The following is a 17,670-nucleotide window of genomic DNA, read 5'->3' as shown; positions in this document are numbered from 1 at the left end:
CGCGGGAGAAAAGCATGGGAAAACTCATGCTTTTTCTGTTTAAGTGATTTATTTATCAAATAAAAACATAAGCCCGACCAAATGTCAGTTTGCATTTAAAAATCAGGGTATGATAATGAGTGGATCATTAAAAACAACATAGGAAACATTGGTATGAGTACTGACTCAGCTTTTCCAACGCCTAATAATTTAGGGATAGCGGTTTATAGTAATAATGCAGAAGCGATTGGTAACACACCATTGGTTCGTATTAACCGAATTATACAAAGTCCAGCCACCGTTTTAGCCAAAGTTGAAAGCCGTAACCCTGCATTTTCAGTAAAATGTCGTATTGGGGCTGCGCTGATTGCGGATGCGGAAGCACGCGGTGTGCTGAAAGCGGGAATGCACATTGTTGAACCAACCAGTGGCAATACAGGCATTGCTTTGGCATTTGTTGCTGCTGCAAAAGGTTATGCGTTAACCCTGACTATGCCATCAAGCATGAGTATCGAACGTCGTAAAGTGATGAAAGCTTTGGGTGCGAACTTGGTTCTCACCGACCCTGCAAAAGGGATGCGCGGTGCGGTAGAAGAAGCACAGCGTTTGTTGGATGAAAATCCAGACACTTATTTTTTACCACAACAGTTTGAAAACCCAGCAAACCCAGCTATTCATGAAGCAACGACTGGCCCAGAAATTTGGGAAGCAACAGGTGGTAAAGTTGATATTTTAGTTGCAGGTGTCGGGACGGGCGGTACGATTTCAGGGATTTCAAGTTATTTTGAAAAAGTAAAAAAACAAGCCCTGTACTCAGTTGCGGTAGAACCTGCTGAGTCGCCGATTATTGGTCAAACCAAACGTGGTGAAACTTTGACGCCTGGACCACATAAGATTCAGGGCATTGGCGCTAACTTTATTCCTAAAAACTTAGACCTCGACTTGGTCGATGAAGTGATGCCAATTGATGCTGCAACAGCAATTGATTGGGCGCGAAAAACAGCAAGTCAAGAGGGTATTTTGGTGGGTATTTCAAGTGGTGCCGCGATGGCAGCAGCAGCTGAACTTTCAGCACGCCCTGAAAATGCAGGTAAAACTATTGTGGTGATTTTACCTGACGGTGGTGAACGTTATTTATCTTCAGTTTTGTTTGAAGATATTTCTGCAGACTAATTTACTGTATGAAAAAAAGCTAAACATTTCATGTTTAGCTTTTTTTATGCCGTTTAGAAACTTAAAGTGCTGCGTGTGAAATTTTATCGGGTGTCATGAGGGCTTGGTTGACATACAGTTTAATCAGACGCTCACGTGAACCGATTGATTTTTGATAATGCGTTGAATTGAGTAACAATGACGCACCGTAGGTCACTGTCCATACATAAGATAAATAATCACGAATGGACATTGCGCTGTCTAAAGACTTTAAGTAGTCAGAAGTCATGTCTTTAATTTCGATAATACGTTGCTCACGTATTTGATAGAGCTTCTCAAAAAGTTCTTTGAGTTTACGTTCGTTATTGGTTAAACGTTCTTCAATAACGTGCAGTAAAATCGTACGGTTCGAGTTCAACATATTATAAAGCATGTATTCGGAAACATACGTTTTAATATCGTTGTTATGCTTTTGAGAAATCTCTAGCAGGCGAGTTTCATTCAAGATAATCAGCTCTAAATAAAGTTGATTTTTACTTTTGAAATGCTTGTAGATCGTACCCTTCGCAATATCGAGTTCCGTTGCTAATTCGCTTAAGGTGATGTCTTGATTATTGTCTAATAATAAAGTCTCAGCCATGGCTAAAATTTTCTCTTTGCGTAATAGAAAATTTTGTTGGCGTACTGAAGTCATTGGCTTATTCCAGTGTATTCCATGAGAACTATAGAGAGGCTATTGAACTTGGTTGAAAATGAAAATGCAACTAAGGTCTTGGATATTACTACAATCGTTTTAAAAATATCCACTTGTTCAACAATAGAAATAAATACAGGTGCATTTTCGCATTTTGTTGTCAACAAATTTGATCTCTAGAGATCAAATTTGGGCCATTGCATTCCTTTTTCGTGATTTTTACACTATTGTCAGTATAGCCACTGTGTTCTTAGAGACAAGAACCTTTAGTGCTAAAGCCTCAAATGCAGTGCGGGTTGATAAATGGATCATCTGTCGTATGGATCGATGTCTTATTCACGTGTGTTTATTTTAATGTCTTTATAGATGACTCGCTTTGAGACGGTAGCACTATGAAAAACATTAAAATAAGATCTGAAACGATTAACCCCTTTGTAATATGAAAAAATAGATAGGGAATGTTTTTAAGTCTCTTAATTGGGCTAAAAGCAAATAAACTGCAAAAAAGGATGAAATAGAAAATGATTGTTATTGTAGACGGTGTACGTACAGCAATGGGTGGTTTTCAAGGTTCACTGTCGAGCTGTACCGCGCCTGAACTTGGTGCGGTGACAATTAAAGAAGTGTTAAACCGTTCTGGCTTACAGCCGACCGATGTGGATGAAGTGATCTTTGGTTGTGTACTTCCAGCAGGTTTAAAACAAGGCCCTGCACGTCAAGCAATGCGTATGGCGGGTCTACCAGACTCAACGGGTGCAACAACCATCAATAAAATTTGTGGCTCTGGTATGAAAGCCGTCATGCAAGCGGCTGATGCGATTAAAGCGGGTTCAGCTGAGATTGTGGTGGCCGGTGGTATGGAGTCGATGTCAAATGCGCCGTACTTACTTGAAAAAGCACGCGCGGGCTACCGTATGGGACATGGCAAAACCACTGATCACATGTTCCAAGAAGGTTTAGAAGATGCTGAAACAGGTCTGTCGATGGGTGTACTTGCTCAAGAAATGGCAGATAAAAAAGGCTATACCCGTGAGCAGCAAGATCAGTATGCCATTGGTTCTTTAAATAAAGCCGTTGCTGCGATTCAAGGTGGTTTCTTTAAAGATGAAATCGTGCCTGTGACGGTGAGTAGCCGTAAAGGCGATGTTGTGGTTGATCAGGATGAACAGCCGCTCAATGCCAAAGTGGATAAAATTCCAACTTTACGTCCGGCATTTAAAAAAGACGGTACGATTACCGCAGCAAATTCGAGTTCTATTTCGGATGGTGCTTCGGCACTGGTTGTAACTTCATCCGAAGTGGCTGACGCACGTGGACTCAAACCATTGGCAAAAGTTGTGGCTTATGCAAGCAACTCTCAGCATCCATCTGAGTTCACCATTGCCCCTGTAGGTGCTATTGAGAAAGTTTTAGCCAAAGCAGGCTGGTCTGCGGGTGATGTAGATCTGTGGGAAGTCAATGAAGCATTTGCGATGGTCACAATGCTTACAATTGACGGTTTTCATTTAGACCCTGCAAAAGTCAATGTGAATGGTGGCGCTTGTGCACTTGGTCATCCATTGGGTTCATCTGGTTCGCGTATTATCGTGACTTTACTGCATGCTTTGAAACGTACTGGTGGGAAAAAGGGCGTAGCTGCTTTATGTATTGGTGGTGGTGAGGCGACTGCTATTGCCGTCGAGCTGCTGGACTAAAACTATAATATTCTTAGCTATGCCTGTGAAGAAAATATTTTAAATAGCTATAATTCGGCATGGTTGATTTCATCAAAGGTTCGATTGATTCGAGCCTTTTTTGTTATGTAAAATACATGCAGATTAAGCGACATAAATTTTCAGGAAAAGCATCCATTGTTCAGTACAGCTAAAGGTATAATTAATGTACTTATATTGCTGAAATGTCTGATATTAACCCAGATACTTATAAAAGTAAGTTTTGAGCATTGGATCATCGCTATAATGGGTAGATGATGGATCGTCTACCATCACATACATATAAGGAACATTTTTTTCGTGTTTGAACTGGACTGTAAATTACTCAGTATCTTTTTTTACGTTTATAAGTTTAAAAGTGTGTCACTGGCGGCTGATCATTTAGAAATGAGTCAACCGACGGTGAGTAATATTCTGAATAAAATTCGCCAACATTATAATGATCCGCTATTTTTGCGGATTGGCAATGAAATGGTGCCAACTGAGCTGTCGAAACAGTTATTTCCATTGGTCAGTGAGGCTTTAAACAAGGTTGAAATCATCAATAACTTTACGATTGATTTTGACCAAGCCACTTCACAGCAACAGTTTAGTTTGGCCATGACCGATGTTTCGCATTTGGTGCTGTTGCCGAAAATTTCGCAATACTTAAAAAAACATGCGCCGCATATTCGTTTGAATATCCGTCCGATTACCTCTGAAACCAGTTATCAAATGGCAAACGGCGAGATTGATTTGGCGCTGGGTTTTTTACCACAATTGGAAAATGGCTTTTATCAACAGCAACTATTCGAGCAGTATTATGTGGTGATTGCGGCCAAAGATCATCCGCGTTTGACAGGTGACAGTATCAGCACAGTGCAGTACTTGGCTGAGTCACATATCGATATTGATGCGGGCATGGGACATTACCATATTGAAAACGAACTGCTTAATTTAGAACTAAAACGTGACATTTTAATGCGTTTACCGAGCTATTTAGGGGTAGGCTTGGTGGTACAAGAAACCGACGCGATTGCGACAGTCCCGTATTATTTAAGTGAAGTGCTGCTTTCACGTGGCAATTTAAAGATCTTCAATGCTCCAATTGCCTTCCCAAGTTATGGGGTGAAACAGTATTGGCATATGTCTTGTCATCACAAAACCAGTCATCAGTGGCTGCGTCACATGTTCCATGAAATTTTAATGAAGTAATTCTTAAAATTTGATGCTTTTTAGTGCGCATAGTGAAAATATGTGTGCTTGAAATCTAAAGTGCCCATTTATTGCTCATAAATAGTATTACGAAGTTTAAAAATCGTAATACTAAATTGGCACAGCCTTTGCATCGTCTAATCTGAAAGAGTGATCTAGGGTTCCGATACATATCTATTTTATGTATGTCTGCGACCGAGAGTTCACGGTTCGAAAGAGCTACACGGAGGGATAAAAGCCCGGGAGGTAAACAGTTACGATTTAGGCAGAGGCGCATGAGCACAATAACTTATCACGACGATAACGCACTATGGACTGAACTTTTACCGGGTGGGCATCACTGGTCTGGGCGTATTCAACGCGGCACAGTGTTACAGTTCAAAGCATTGGGAGGACAAGCCAACGTTTCACTTTTCTGTGTCAACAGCGAAGACAAGCTCGAGCGCTTTAATATGCCTGATAGCCTAAAGGCACAGCATACGGCATTTCTAAGTACAGGGCATGTGTTGTATTCGGACTTAGGTCGGGTTATGGCCTCAATTGTTCACGATGATCATGGTTGGAATGATGCCTTATGTGGTCCAAGTCGCACAGAACAAATTCAGAGACAATTCGGCACTCAAACTTTCCAAGATGCACGAAATGAGATGTATCGGAGTGGACGCGACAGTCTGTTACTTGAAATGACCAAGTTCTCATTAGGTCAAGCTGACCTGTCAGCTACGGTCAATTTATTCTCTAAAGTTCGCCCTGATGATGCAGGCAACTTATCTTATATCGATGTCGATAATACCCATCAAACTATTGAACTGCGTTTTGAGATGGACTGTCTGGTGTTCTTATCTGCTGCGCCACATGGTTTGAGCCAAGCAGCAAAGTATCAGCCTGCCGATATTCAAATGGGCTTATTCAAAGCTTCAGCTTTAACAGCACATGATGTCTGTCGTGACTCATGCCCACAAAACCAACGCGGTTTTCAAAACAACGCGCGTTATTACGCATTCGATGCTGTTTAAGCCCGAGGAGAATACGCATGACCAGTTTACAAGCATTTGATCAAACCGTTTTAAATGAAGTCTGTCCAGCGGGTGAGGCATGGATGTGTGAAGTCCAGAAAGGGCAATGTTTCCGGATTATTGACCTCGAAGGCAACCAAGCAGTCGATACTTTATTAATTTCTGCGAACAATCCTGAAGAACGTTACAGCGCAACCGATACTCTAGCCATTAATCAGCAGATTTATCTCGAAAAAGGCACAGCTCTATATACCAACTATGGTAACAAAATCGCCACGATCCATGATGATAACTGTGGTCGCCATGACACCTTGGGCGGTGCTTGTTCATGCGAAAGTAACACCGTACGTTATGCACACGACACATTTCCGATGCACAGTTGCCGTAATAACTTTATGACAGCTTTAGCTTTGCACCCCATCGCGAAAAAGCATGGACTAAATGTTCGTCATATTGGGCCGAATATTAACTTCTTTATGAATGTACCCGTGAGCAGTGATGGGCATCTCAAGTTTGACGATGGAATATCGGCGCCGGGTAAATATGTTGAAATTCAAGCAGAGATGGATCTCATCGTGCTGATTTCTAACTGCCCACAACTGAACAACCCCTGTAATGCCTACAACCCGACTAAAATTCAACTGATTGTACGTGACGGCAAGGAGTAATCAGCATGTTTAAAAAAGTTCTCATTGCCAACCGTGGTGCAATTGCCTGCCGAGTAATTCGTACATTAAAGAATTTAGGCATTCAGTCTGTTGCGGTGTATTCAGAAGCAGATCGTGATTCCTTACATGTGACTTTGGCTGATGAAGCGGTATTTATTGGTGATAGCCCAGCCAGTCAAAGTTATTTAAATATTGAAAAAATTTTACAGGTCGCGAAAGAAGCAGGTGCTGAAGCCATTCATCCAGGCTATGGTTTCCTGTCTGAAAATGCGGAGTTTTGTGATTTGTGTGAGTCACAGGGCATCGTGTTTCTAGGGCCGAAATCTGCACAAATGCGTAGTTTTGGCTTAAAGCATACTGCGCGTGAACTTGCCATTCAGGCGAATGTGCCATTGTTACCGGGTAGCCAACTTTTAGCAGACGAAGCGGAAGCACTGATCGAAGCAAAGCGTATCGGTTATCCCGTGATGCTGAAAAGTACCGCAGGTGGCGGTGGTATTGGTATGCGTTTGGTGTGGAACGAAACAGAGCTTAAAGATGCTTATGCAACGGTATCTTATTTGGCACAAGCGAACTTTAAAGATGCAGGCTTGTATTTAGAAAAGTTTGTGGAAAATGCGCGTCATATTGAAGTCCAAATTTTTGGTGATGGCCAAGGTTTGGTTTTGGCTTTGGGAGAGCGGGACTGTTCAGTACAGCGCCGTAACCAGAAAGTAATCGAGGAGACCCCAGCACCGCATTTAAATGATGGACAACGTGATTATATTCAGGGTATTGCGATTCAATTGATGCAGTCAGTGGATTACCGTTCGGCAGGTACGGTTGAGTTTGTGATGGATACAGACACCCAGCAATTCTATTTCTTAGAGGTGAATACACGGTTGCAAGTTGAACATGGCGTGACCGAGCAAGTATTTGCTGTAGACCTTGTGGAATGGATGGTTACTTTAGGTAGCGGTGACTGGACTGCGCCAACAGATACACTTGCACCTAAAGGCCATTCGATCCAAGTCCGTTTATATGCTGAAGATCCAATTAAGAATTTTCAACCCAGTGCTGGGTTATTGACTTATGTCGAGTTTGATCCGCAAGCGCGTAATGAAACATGGGTAGAAACAGGTTCAAACGTGTCTTCCTTTTATGATCCAATGATTGCCAAAATCATTGTGACTCACGAAAATCGTGAAAGTGCAATTCAAGCCATGAGCGATACTTTGGCAAAAACCTCAGTGGCAGGAATTGAAACTAATCTTGAGTATTTACAAAACATTATTGACTGTGAAGTGTTTAAAGCAGGGACACAGACTACACGTTTCTTAAATACTTTTGAGTGGAAAACTCAAAAAGTTGAGGTGTTACAATCAGGTATTCAAACGTCAATACAAGACGTCAATGGTCGTTTGGGGTACTGGGATGTTGGAGTGCCACCATCAGGTGCGATTGATCCTTTGTCTTTAAATGTCGCTAATCAATTATTGGGGAATCCATTTAATACCGCAGGGCTAGAATGTACATTACAAGGCCCAACTTTAAAATTCCATTGTGACAGCCAAATCGTGATTACGGGTGGCGACATGCTTGCGACATTGGATGGTGTCGACGTTGCCATGTGGCAGACCCTTAATGTTAAAAAAGGGCAAATTCTTAAGACAGGTAAAATCACCACAGGTTGTCGCAGTTATATTGGCATTAAAGGCGGACTTAATGTACCTAGATACTTAGGCTCACAAGCAACTTTTACTTTAGGTCAGTTTGGTGGTCATGCAGGACGCAATTTACTCATTGGAGATATGTTGCCTATTACGGCTTATAGCTCGGTAGAAACTGTTGCACTCAGTGCAGCACAGGTGCCGAGCTTTAGCCAGACTTGGGACATTGCCGTGATGTACGGACCGCATGGAGCGCCTGACTTTTTCACCAAACGCGATATTGAGCGCTTCTTTGAGCAAGAATTTGAAATTCACTTTAACTCAAGTCGTACAGGCATTCGTTTAGTCGGTGAAAAACCTGAATGGGCGCGTACCGATGGTGGTGAGGCAGGACTACATCCTTCGAATATTCATGATAATGCTTATGCCATTGGCGCGATTGACTTCACTGGAGATATGCCAATTATTTTAGGACCCGATGGTCCGAGCTTGGGCGGTTTCGTTTGCCCAGCGGTGGTGGTTAGCTCAGAACTATGGAAAATTGGTCAGCTTAAAGCGGGCGATAAAGTTAAATTTATCCCAATTTCTTATGATCAAGCACAAGTATTAAATCAAAAATATAGCGCAGCGTTAACAGCGGATACGACTGAAAATGTAGAATTTTCTCCAAGCTTTCATGCTGAAATGGAGACCTTATCAGATGCCGTTTTAGCGAGATTAAAAGGTGAGGACGCTAGACCTGATGTAAGCTATCGTCCCGCAGGTAATAGTTATCTGTTGGTTGAATATGGAGAGTTGGTTTTAGATCTCAATTTACGCTTCCGTATTCATGCTTTAATGCAATGGGTTAAAGACCAAAGTATCGAAGGGATTATAGACTTAACACCGGGTATTCGTTCACTGCAAATTCATTTTGATTCATTGGTGCTAGATCAAAAACATTTATTGTGCCTTTTACAGCAAGCAGAAAATGAATTGCCTGATGTGACCGCAATGGAAGTCCCATCGCGCACAGTCTATTTGCCTTTGGCTTGGGAAGATTCGCAAACTCAGTTGGCGACTGAACGTTATATGCAAACAGTACGTCCAGATGCGCCGTGGTGTCCTGACAATGTAGAGTTTATTCGTCGTATCAATGGTTTAGACTCAAAGCAAGCAGTGAAGGATATCGTATTCAGCACCAATTATTTGGTGATGGGTTTGGGGGATGTGTACTTGGGTGCACCTGTGGCAACGCCGCTGGACCCACGTCATCGTTTAGTAACTACCAAATATAATCCTGCACGTACATGGACGCCTGAAAATGCAGTCGGCATTGGTGGCGCGTATATGTGTGTCTATGGCATGGAAGGCCCAGGCGGTTATCAGTTTGTTGGGCGTACAACCCAAATGTGGAGTCGTTACCGCAAAAATCCCGACTTTGAACAGGATAAGCCATGGCTACTGCGCTTCTTTGATCAAATTAAATTTTATGAAGTGTCTGAAACAGAACTGATGCAAATGCGGGAAGACTTTAAAGCGGGGCGCTTAAAGCTTCACGTAGAAGATGGGGTTTTAAACCTAAAAGAATATAATGACTTCCTCATTGAAAATGCGGCATCCATTTCGAGTTTTAAAGCGGTACAGCAAACGAACTTTGAAGAGGAACGCCGTCGCTGGCATGAGGCTGGTTTGGCTGAATATGTTTCTGAAAGCCTAGATGCTGTGTTAGATGACAGTGAAATTCAAATTCCTGAAGGTGGCTGTGCAGTCGAGTCGCACATGCCGGGTTCTATTTGGAAAATTGAATGTACCTCTGGAGACATTGTGGAAGAAGGGGCAACTTTGGCCGTGATTGAAGCCATGAAAATTGAAATTCCCATTATTGCACCTGAGCGGATGAAGGTTGAAACCATTACCATTGAAAAAGGGCAAACGGTAAAAACAGGTCAGGTGCTGTTTACACTGGCACCTGTAGCCTAAACTCAAATATCAAGAAATACAAAAAAGACTGCTTAAGCGGTCTTTTTTCGATTCTGAAAGGAGAATTTATCTAGTGCTGACAATAAATCGTTTTGTTAAATTAAGATTGCAACCCATAACAAAAAATAGATTGTTATGAAATGGTTATAAAATGATGTTTTGAATCAAAATATGCTAATTTAGTGAGACGCTTAAAAACATTATGGCTTGTATGAAAAAAACATTACTCGGCATGTTATTCATGTTAACTTCATCAGTGCTTATGGCAAATACGCCAAGTCAGGCTGAAGATACTCAAGCATCAAATCAAAATAATATTCGTGTAACGACTCGCCCTGAAATTGTGGGCTTATGGGGAATGGAAATTCCAAATAATCGTAAATGCGTTGAATACTATAATTTTAAAAGTAATAGTGATGTTGTGATTAAAAGTGGGGAAGAATGGTCTACGGGAATTTATGATTACCAGCCATCAACCGACAAAAATGTGCAATTACCTGCTTTGATTTTACAAGTCAAATTTGATAATAACCAAGTGGATTGCTCTGGATCTCAAGAAGACCAGACTGGTGAAATGTCTCAGTATTTTGTGAAATGGCAAAGTCCATCGACTATTAATTTTTGTGCCAATGATAAAGCACAACAATGCTTTGCAACGCTACGTCGTGTGCTGCCTTAATTAATTGTTTTATAAATAAAAAACCGCGATTTATCGCGGTTTTTTATTTGAGGATCAAGACAATTATTTATCTTGATTGCCTTCAATTTGCTTTAACAAGTGCTTTTCAAGGTAGTGAATATCCATCGCTTGTTCACAGAATTTTTCATCTTGAAGAATCAAATCTTTATGCAATGGAATATTGGTTTTAATACCGGTCAAAATCATTTCATCAAGCGCTTGACGCATACGAGCAAGTGATGTTTTACGATCCTTACCGTGTGCAATCAGCTTTGCAATCATCGAGTCATAGTATGGCGGAATGCTATAGCCTTGATAGATATGTGAATCAAGACGAATACCTGCACCACCTGGCACATAAAAATTCTCAATTTTACCCGGTGAAGGTAAGAAGGTCGTTGGATCTTCAGCATTGATACGGCATTCAATCGCATGGCCCTTGACTTCAACTTGATCTTGTTCAATTTCAAGACCTAAGCCACCAGCAATGCGGAGCTGTTGTTCAATAATGTCGATACCTGTCACCATTTCAGTTACAGGGTGCTCAACTTGAACACGTGTATTCATCTCAATAAAGAAGAATTCACCATCTTCAAACAAGAACTCGAATGTACCTGCACCACGGTACTGCATTAATTTACAAGCATTTACGCAAGCTTCTAAAATGTCAGCACGTGCTTGTTCAGGTAAGTTTGGCGCTGGCGCTTCTTCTAACACTTTCTGATGGCGACGCTGTAAAGAGCAGTCGCGGTCATACAGGTGAATCGCGTGGCCATTACCGTCGGCAAGAACTTGAACTTCAACGTGACGAGGTGTTTGTAGGAAACGTTCCATATACACCGTGTCATCGCCAAACCACATTTCAGCATCACGCTGTGCGGCTTGAACGGATTCAAGCAGGGTGTCGACACGTTCTACAATACGCATACCACGACCACCACCACCAGAAGCAGCTTTCACGATCAATGGGAAACCAATTTCTTTAGCTTCAGCCAGCGCATTTTGCGGTGTAACTGCATTTGCAGAACCGGGTACAGTTGGAACACCTGCTTTACGCATTGCAGTAATTGCAGAAACTTTGTTACCCATCAAACGAATATGTTCAGGGCGTGGTCCAATAAAAATGAAACCTGAGTTTTCTACAATTTCAGCAAATTCAGCATTTTCTGATAAGAAGCCATAACCTGGGTGAATGGCATCTGCACCTGATATTTCAGCTGCTGTAATAATGGCAGGAATATTCAAGTAGCTTTCACTGCTCGCACCCGGTCCAATACATACAGCTTCGTCTACAAAACGTAGGTGCATTAAGTCTTTGTCGGCATCTGAATAGATCCCTACAGTCTTAATCCCTAAAGTTTTGCAGGCACGGGTGATGCGCAGGGCAATTTCACCACGGTTTGCAATTAAAACTTTTTGCAACATTATAAGTCCCCGTCTATTACGCGCGGTAGCGGAATAATGGTTGACCGAATTGGATCACTTCGCCGTTTTTCACTAAAATTTCTTCAACCACGCCGCTTTGCGTTGCTTCAATCGGGTTCATGATTTTCATTGCTTCGATAATACCAAGTGTTTCACCAGCAGTGATGGTTTGACCGACTTTAACAAATGGCGCTTCACCTGGGCTTGGAGCAGCGTAGAACACACCAACCATTGGAGAAGTTTCTACAGCACCACGTGGTGTTTTAGCCGCTGGAGCCTGAGCAACAGGAGCTGCCATAGCAACAGGAGCACCAGCTGCAACAACTGGACTACGACGAGTTAGAGCAATCGATTGATCGCCTTCTTTAACTTCAATCGCTTGTAAGTCAGACTCAATCATCAGGTCGATGAGTTTCTTGATTTTACGAATATCCATGTGACAGTATTCCTAATTATGATTGCGTAGAGGATTGAATTTTAGTGAGAGCGTAATTGAGTGCAGCGCTATAACCTTGAGCACCTAAGCCACAAATAACGCCAACGGCTTTATCTGATAAATATGAATGATGTCTAAACGCTTCGCGCGCATGAACATTTGATAAATGAACTTCAATAAATGGGATGGCTACACCAAGCAGGGCATCACGTAGAGCAACAGAGGTATGCGTGAGTGCAGCAGGGTTAATAATAATAAATTGGACACCATCCGCTTGGGCTTGATGAATACGGTCGACAATGGCACCTTCCCAATTACTTTGGAAAGTATCGAGAGAAATTGAAGCATTTTCAGCTTGTACAATGAGTTGCTGATTGATGTCGTTCAGCGTTAGAGAACCATAGACCTCTGGTTCGCGCATTCCTAGCAAATTTAGATTCGGTCCATGAATAACCAAAATGGTCGAACTCATTTAGCTTGCTCCATTTATAAATTGCAATAAATCTTTGCAAGATGGCTGCAAAGTTTGCGTATTATGGCATAAAGTTCTACATTTTTTTTATAGTTTGTTTGAATTGACGTAGATGCTTAGTGCCAAACTTCGGCAATATAATGTAAATTTTGCAAGGAATTGACAATGTTAAAAGATTACAAATTTTCGGATTATTACTCTTTTTTACATTGTAAGCCAAATTGACCAAAAGCAGCATATTTGTTTCCGTTTTATGCCACAGGTACAACTCGAGTCCTGAAAAGAGGTCAACTTAGACTTCTTAGTCGGTAGCTCACTCTACATCAGATCTAGATCATTTCTTATGTAACTAAACTGTATATCAAAATAAAGCTGAAGTTTGATATGGTTTGTATCTGTACATGATCTGATCAATTTATTCTATCTATTTTGGTTGGCTTGACGACCATGATCAATTCAGTTGCTAAGCTTTATTGGATCAATATTGAACTTGAAAAATATCACTTTCATCAATTAAAACATTAACTTGTTACATTAAAGTGTAGATGGACGCTTTTGTCTGTTGTTAAGGTCTATTTAGCTGATGCCATGATCTTTTAGAAAAAAACTGAAAAACTTGAAACAGTAAAAGGAAAATTCAGGTTTCTAACGGTGTTTTTCAGCATCCTCTTCACTGAAAAATTTTGCCGTTAAATAAGCAAAAAACTGTAGAAAAATTGCTGAGTAGCAGAATGTACTGAAAAAATATCCTCTTGTTGAGTATTGGCTTTTGCTGTGCGAGAAAATTTATAAAACAAAACGATTGGCTATTTTGCTCATTTTAACTGGGTAGATGTGGCTATACATGATGGGATCTAGTGAGTTTAGGATTGGCAATAAGTGAAATTCCGAAGATATGATTTTGAAATCATAATAATTTCAGTTTGTTTTATATACAATTTTTTGAGTTTTGATGATTTTAAGAGGAGAAATAGAATGAGCCAAAGCCAACATCTTTATAATAACTATTTTTACGCACTCCTATCATTTTTTTTAATAGGAAAAAAACAGCCCATGTTGGGCTGTTTTGCGTTCAGATCTAGATCATTAAGCAATAAAGTCTAAGATGGCCTGATTGAAGGCTTTGGGCTGTTCGATATTTGAAATATGAGAGGCATCGATTTCAAATAGGGCACTACTTCGGATGTGATTCACCATGTACTGTGCATCTGAGACTGTTGTTACGGGGTCTTTACGCCCTGCAATCACAAGTAAAGGCACTTGAATACTTTCGAGTTTTTCACGTAAATCCGCTTTAGCCAAAGCTTCACAGCAACTCGCATAACCTTCTGGGCTGCCAGCACCTAAGTCGTTTGAAAGCGCTGCTACAGTTGCTGCGTTGCTTTGGATAAAGGGTTCGGTAAACCAACGGCTCGCAGCCGTCGATGCAATGGGTTCTAAACCTTGGGTACGTACTAATGACGCGCGATCATTCCATGCTTGTTCATTGCCAATTTTGGCTGAGGTATTGCATACAATGGCACGGTGAAAACGTTCAGGTTTATGAATGACTAACCACTGTCCTGTAAGTCCGCCCATTGAAATGCCACAAAAAATGGCTTTCTCAATGTTTAAATGGTCCAATAAATGTATCAGGTCTAGACCAAGTTGTTCAATATCATAAGGCCCTTGAGGCGAAGAAGACTGACCATGCCCGCGAGTGTCATAGCAAATCACAAAATAGTTTTTCTGGAAAAAAGTAATTTGTGGTTTCCACATGTTGAAGTTTGTGCCTAGCGAGTTTGAAAAAACGATCGCGGGATTTTGGGGGGCACCAAAGGTCTGATAGTGAATTTCGGCATTATTTGAAGTAAAACTTGGCATATGCTTTTCCTTAATTCATTAAAAATTTTGAGTGTTTCCACTGTTGTTATCAGCAAAAGTGTTATGAGCAGAAACACCACGTCAGATCATAAGAAGGGTTAAACGCGCTGAATAATCATTGCAATGCCTTGACCGACACCAATACACATTGAACACAAGGCATAAGTGCCACCAGTTTGTTCTAATTGGTTTAAGGCTGTGGTGACTAAACGCGCACCCGATGCACCCAGTGGATGACCAATTGCAATCGCACCACCGTTCGGATTTACCTGAGTCGTATCATCCGCTAGACCAAGGTCACGCGTTACCGCCAGTGCTTGTGCAGCAAAGGCTTCATTCAGCTCAATCACATCCATCTGCTCTAATGTCAAATTGGCTTGTTTGAGTAACTTTTTGATGGCAGGTGCTGGCGCAAAGCCCATGATGCGCGGTTCTACACCCACTGCTGTTGAAGCAATAATTTTGGCACGCGGTTTAAGCTGGTACTCTTGAATCGCTTGTTCTGAAGCAATCAGTACAGCAGCCGCACCGTCATTGATGCCTGAAGCATTCCCCGCAGTAACGGTGCCTTCTGCTGTCACAACTGGCTTGAGTTTAGCCAAACCTTCCAAGGTGGTCGATGCACGTGGATGTTCATCCGTGTCGATCACCATCGGATCACCCTTACGCTGTGGAATATTCACAGGGATGATCTCATGTTTAAAAAAGCCTTGAGCTTGCGCGGTTGCGGTGCGCTGTTGACTCGCCAAGGCAAACTGGTCTTGATCTAGGCGATCAATATTAAATTGTTGTGCTACGTTCTCCGCGGTTTGCGGCATGGTGTCTACACCATACATTGCTTTGAGCTTAGGATTAATAAAACGCCAGCCCATGGTGGTGTCTTCAATCTTCTGGCTACGGCCATACGCGGTTTCTGATTTACCCATGACAAAAGGTGCACGAGACATACTTTCCACACCACCTGCAATGATCAGATCGGCTTCACCTGCTTTAATCGCACGGGCTGCCATGGCAATCGCATCGAGTGATGAACCACATAAGCGATTCACAGTCGTGGCAGGAACTTCAACAGGTAAACCTGCAAGGAGTGCCGACATACGACCAACATTACGGTTATCTTCTCCCGCTTGGTTGGCACAGCCGTAGATCACGTCATCCACCTGTTTCCAATCTACACTTGGATTACGTTGCATCAAGGCTTGAATTGGCACCGCACCCAAGTCATCGGCACGCACTGGAGCGAGTCCACCTGCATAACGTCCGAATGGGGTGCGAATAGCGTCAATAATGTAAGCGTTTTTCATATTTCATTTTCCCTTTGAATCCCCCTTGATCCCCCTTTACTAAAGGGGGAAAATCCTCCCTTTTTCAAAGGGTGAGAAGCACTGCTTCGCAAGAGGGATTAATTATCCCTGCGTCGCATCCACTAAAGCTGCACCGGTCATTGCCTGTAATTCTGCAAAGCTTAGACCGTCGACTTTTTCAATCACTTTTAAACCTTCAGCAGTGACATCAATCACACACAGGTCAGTGTAGATACGATCGACACATTTCAAACCTGTCGCTGGATAAGTCAGTTCAGCCACGATCTTTGGTTCACCTTGTTTGGTCACATGGTCGGTCGTAATAAAGACTTTCTTGGCACCAACGGCTAAGTCCATCGCACCACCGACAGCTGGAATCGCATCCGGCGCGCCGGTATGCCAATTAGCCAAGTCACCATTGGCTGCCACTTGAAAGGCACCTAATACTGCAATATCTAAGTGACCACCACGCATCATGGCAAAAGAATCCCCGTGATGGAAAAAGCTACCGCCTTGCAGCATGGTCACATATTCTTTACCTGCATTAATCAACTCAGGATCTTCTTGACCTTTTTCAGGCGGTGGACCAAAAGCCAATAAACCATTTTCAGAATGCAAGAAAACGTCTTTGTCTGAAGGGAGGTAGCTGGCAATCTTGGTCGGTAAACCAATCCCAAGATTGACATACGCACCATCGGGAATATCTTGTGCCACACGTTCTGCAATTTGGTTGCGGTTGAGTTTTTGATAGCTCATGATGTTCTCCCGATTACACAGCAACTGGTTCAGGTTGAACCTGCACCACGTGTTGAACAAAAATACCTGGGGTGATGATGTGTTCAGGGTCTAATTCACCCAGTTCTACCACTTCAGAAACTTGCGCAATGGTTACACCTGCGGCCATGGCCATAATCGGGCCAAAGTTACGTGCCGATTTGCGGTAGACCAGATTGCCCCAACGATCGCCTTGCTGGGCTTTAATCAGGGCAAAGTCGGCTTTGATTGGATATTCCAACACATAATCTTTCCCGTCGATGTGACGGGTTTCTTTTCCTTCGGCCAATAAGGTGCCATAACCTGTTGGGGTAAAGACTGCGCCCAACCCCATGCCTGCGGCTTGAATACGACAGGCCAAGTTGCCTTGTGGTACCAGTTCCAATTCGATTTTGCCTGCACGATAGAGTTCATCGAAGACCCAAGAGTCGGACTGACGCGGAAACGAACATATGACTTTTTTCACAGCACCCGCTTTGAGGAGCTTGGCTAAACCATAGTCGCCATTACCAGCATTGTTGCTGACAATGGTGAGGTCTTTGATACCGAGTTGAATTAAGCCATCGATCAGTTCAGCAGGTTGTCCTGCGGTGCCAAAACCACCGATCATGATGGTTGAGCCGTCCTTTATTTGCGAAAGTGCTTCTGTTAAAGAAGCTGAACTTTTATCAATCATAATATTGTCCTAGGC

15 protein-coding genes and 1 riboswitch are annotated in these 17,670 nt (G+C 42.3%); of the genes, 7 read left to right on the top strand and 8 right to left on the bottom strand.

Features of this window, described 5'->3' with window-relative positions; genetic code table 11:
• Nucleotides 1-153 precede the first annotated feature (153 nt).
• The gene (gene cysK, locus ACY3FQ_RS08545) at nucleotides 154-1,152 is read left to right on the top strand and encodes a cysteine synthase A (protein WP_489773854.1); all 999 of its coding nucleotides are present in this window, start codon (nucleotides 154-156) and stop codon (nucleotides 1,150-1,152) included.
• A 61-nt stretch (nucleotides 1,153-1,213) separates the two neighbouring features.
• Here the strand turns inward: cysK and ACY3FQ_RS08540 are convergent, their stop codons facing one another.
• On the bottom strand, nucleotides 1,214-1,825 hold the full coding sequence (locus ACY3FQ_RS08540) for a TetR/AcrR family transcriptional regulator (protein ID WP_004693224.1): 612 nt from the start codon (nucleotides 1,823-1,825) through the stop codon (nucleotides 1,214-1,216).
• Between the two features lie 521 nt (nucleotides 1,826-2,346).
• Here ACY3FQ_RS08540 and ACY3FQ_RS08535 point away from each other — a divergent pair.
• The 6 genes from ACY3FQ_RS08535 to ACY3FQ_RS08510 all read left to right on the top strand — a co-directional run bounded on the left by ACY3FQ_RS08535 (nucleotide 2,347) and on the right by ACY3FQ_RS08510 (nucleotide 10,705).
• Complete coding sequence (locus ACY3FQ_RS08535) at nucleotides 2,347-3,519, top strand: thiolase family protein (RefSeq protein WP_489773853.1); 1,173 nt, start codon at nucleotides 2,347-2,349, stop codon at nucleotides 3,517-3,519.
• 318 nt (nucleotides 3,520-3,837) lie between these two features.
• The gene (locus tag ACY3FQ_RS08530; protein ID WP_489773852.1) at nucleotides 3,838-4,731 is read left to right on the top strand and encodes a LysR family transcriptional regulator; all 894 of its coding nucleotides are present in this window, start codon (nucleotides 3,838-3,840) and stop codon (nucleotides 4,729-4,731) included.
• A 144-nt stretch (nucleotides 4,732-4,875) separates the two neighbouring features.
• Nucleotides 4,876-4,979: riboswitch (guanidine-I (ykkC/yxkD leader) on the top strand.
• A gap of 27 nt (nucleotides 4,980-5,006) precedes the next feature.
• Nucleotides 5,007-5,747: an urea amidolyase associated protein UAAP1 gene (locus ACY3FQ_RS08525; RefSeq protein WP_489773851.1), complete on the top strand. Its 741-nt coding sequence runs from the start codon at nucleotides 5,007-5,009 to the stop codon at nucleotides 5,745-5,747.
• Between the two features lie 17 nt (nucleotides 5,748-5,764).
• On the top strand, nucleotides 5,765-6,415 hold the full coding sequence (locus ACY3FQ_RS08520) for an urea amidolyase associated protein UAAP2 (protein WP_489773850.1): 651 nt from the start codon (nucleotides 5,765-5,767) through the stop codon (nucleotides 6,413-6,415).
• Nucleotides 6,416-6,420: 5 nt separating this feature from the next.
• Nucleotides 6,421-10,026: an urea carboxylase gene (gene uca, locus ACY3FQ_RS08515; protein ID WP_489773849.1), complete on the top strand. Its 3,606-nt coding sequence runs from the start codon at nucleotides 6,421-6,423 to the stop codon at nucleotides 10,024-10,026.
• Between the two features lie 211 nt (nucleotides 10,027-10,237).
• A complete protein-coding gene (locus ACY3FQ_RS08510) occupies nucleotides 10,238-10,705 on the top strand; it encodes a hypothetical protein (protein ID WP_010326667.1) in 468 nt (155 codons plus the stop codon).
• A gap of 63 nt (nucleotides 10,706-10,768) precedes the next feature.
• Here the strand turns inward: ACY3FQ_RS08510 and accC are convergent, their stop codons facing one another.
• The 7 genes from accC to ACY3FQ_RS08475 all read right to left on the bottom strand — a co-directional run bounded on the left by accC (nucleotide 10,769) and on the right by ACY3FQ_RS08475 (nucleotide 17,655).
• The gene (gene accC / locus ACY3FQ_RS08505; RefSeq protein ID WP_005399493.1) at nucleotides 10,769-12,130 is read right to left on the bottom strand and encodes an acetyl-CoA carboxylase biotin carboxylase subunit; all 1,362 of its coding nucleotides are present in this window, start codon (nucleotides 12,128-12,130) and stop codon (nucleotides 10,769-10,771) included.
• Nucleotides 12,131-12,146: 16 nt separating this feature from the next.
• Nucleotides 12,147-12,566, bottom strand: coding sequence for an acetyl-CoA carboxylase biotin carboxyl carrier protein (accB, locus tag ACY3FQ_RS08500; RefSeq protein ID WP_004979753.1), 420 nt, complete (start codon nucleotides 12,564-12,566; stop codon nucleotides 12,147-12,149).
• 16 nt (nucleotides 12,567-12,582) lie between these two features.
• On the bottom strand, nucleotides 12,583-13,038 hold the full coding sequence (gene aroQ / locus ACY3FQ_RS08495; protein WP_126036401.1) for a type II 3-dehydroquinate dehydratase: 456 nt from the start codon (nucleotides 13,036-13,038) through the stop codon (nucleotides 12,583-12,585).
• A gap of 1,086 nt (nucleotides 13,039-14,124) precedes the next feature.
• Complete coding sequence (gene pcaD / locus ACY3FQ_RS08490) at nucleotides 14,125-14,901, bottom strand: 3-oxoadipate enol-lactonase (protein ID WP_126036403.1); 777 nt, start codon at nucleotides 14,899-14,901, stop codon at nucleotides 14,125-14,127.
• Nucleotides 14,902-14,999: 98 nt separating this feature from the next.
• A complete protein-coding gene (gene pcaF / locus ACY3FQ_RS08485; RefSeq protein WP_489773847.1) occupies nucleotides 15,000-16,205 on the bottom strand; it encodes a 3-oxoadipyl-CoA thiolase in 1,206 nt (401 codons plus the stop codon).
• Between the two features lie 102 nt (nucleotides 16,206-16,307).
• Entirely contained in the window at nucleotides 16,308-16,961 is a 654-nt protein-coding gene (locus tag ACY3FQ_RS08480) for a 3-oxoacid CoA-transferase subunit B (RefSeq protein ID WP_126036407.1), read from the bottom strand.
• 13 nt (nucleotides 16,962-16,974) lie between these two features.
• A complete protein-coding gene (locus ACY3FQ_RS08475) occupies nucleotides 16,975-17,655 on the bottom strand; it encodes a 3-oxoacid CoA-transferase subunit A (protein ID WP_126036409.1) in 681 nt (226 codons plus the stop codon).
• Nucleotides 17,656-17,670: the final 15 nt, after the last annotated feature.

The organism is Acinetobacter sp. AB03 (genome assembly GCF_058107045.1).
The sequence above is the reverse complement of the archived record's forward strand: the minus strand, read 5'-3'. Positions and strand labels throughout refer to the sequence as shown.

Excerpts from the sequence above, each read along its gene's own strand:
- cysK (WP_489773854.1), top strand. The coding sequence starts at position 154 with ATGAGTACTGACTCAGCTTTTCCAACGCCTAATAATTTAGGGATAGCG.
- ACY3FQ_RS08540 (WP_004693224.1), bottom strand. The coding sequence starts at position 1,825 with ATGACTTCAGTACGCCAACAAAATTTTCTATTACGCAAAGAGAAAATT.
- ACY3FQ_RS08535 (WP_489773853.1), top strand. The coding sequence starts at position 2,347 with ATGATTGTTATTGTAGACGGTGTACGTACAGCAATGGGTGGTTTTCAA.
- ACY3FQ_RS08525 (WP_489773851.1), top strand. The coding sequence starts at position 5,007 with ATGAGCACAATAACTTATCACGACGATAACGCACTATGGACTGAACTT.
- ACY3FQ_RS08520 (WP_489773850.1), top strand. The coding sequence starts at position 5,765 with ATGACCAGTTTACAAGCATTTGATCAAACCGTTTTAAATGAAGTCTGT.
- uca (WP_489773849.1), top strand. The coding sequence starts at position 6,421 with ATGTTTAAAAAAGTTCTCATTGCCAACCGTGGTGCAATTGCCTGCCGA.
- ACY3FQ_RS08510 (WP_010326667.1), top strand. The coding sequence starts at position 10,238 with ATGAAAAAAACATTACTCGGCATGTTATTCATGTTAACTTCATCAGTG.
- accC (WP_005399493.1), bottom strand. The coding sequence starts at position 12,130 with ATGTTGCAAAAAGTTTTAATTGCAAACCGTGGTGAAATTGCCCTGCGC.
- accB (WP_004979753.1), bottom strand. The coding sequence starts at position 12,566 with ATGGATATTCGTAAAATCAAGAAACTCATCGACCTGATGATTGAGTCT.
- aroQ (WP_126036401.1), bottom strand. The coding sequence starts at position 13,038 with ATGAGTTCGACCATTTTGGTTATTCATGGACCGAATCTAAATTTGCTA.
- pcaD (WP_126036403.1), bottom strand. The coding sequence starts at position 14,901 with ATGCCAAGTTTTACTTCAAATAATGCCGAAATTCACTATCAGACCTTT.
- pcaF (WP_489773847.1), bottom strand. The coding sequence starts at position 16,205 with ATGAAAAACGCTTACATTATTGACGCTATTCGCACCCCATTCGGACGT.
- ACY3FQ_RS08480 (WP_126036407.1), bottom strand. The coding sequence starts at position 16,961 with ATGAGCTATCAAAAACTCAACCGCAACCAAATTGCAGAACGTGTGGCA.
- ACY3FQ_RS08475 (WP_126036409.1), bottom strand. The coding sequence starts at position 17,655 with ATGATTGATAAAAGTTCAGCTTCTTTAACAGAAGCACTTTCGCAAATA.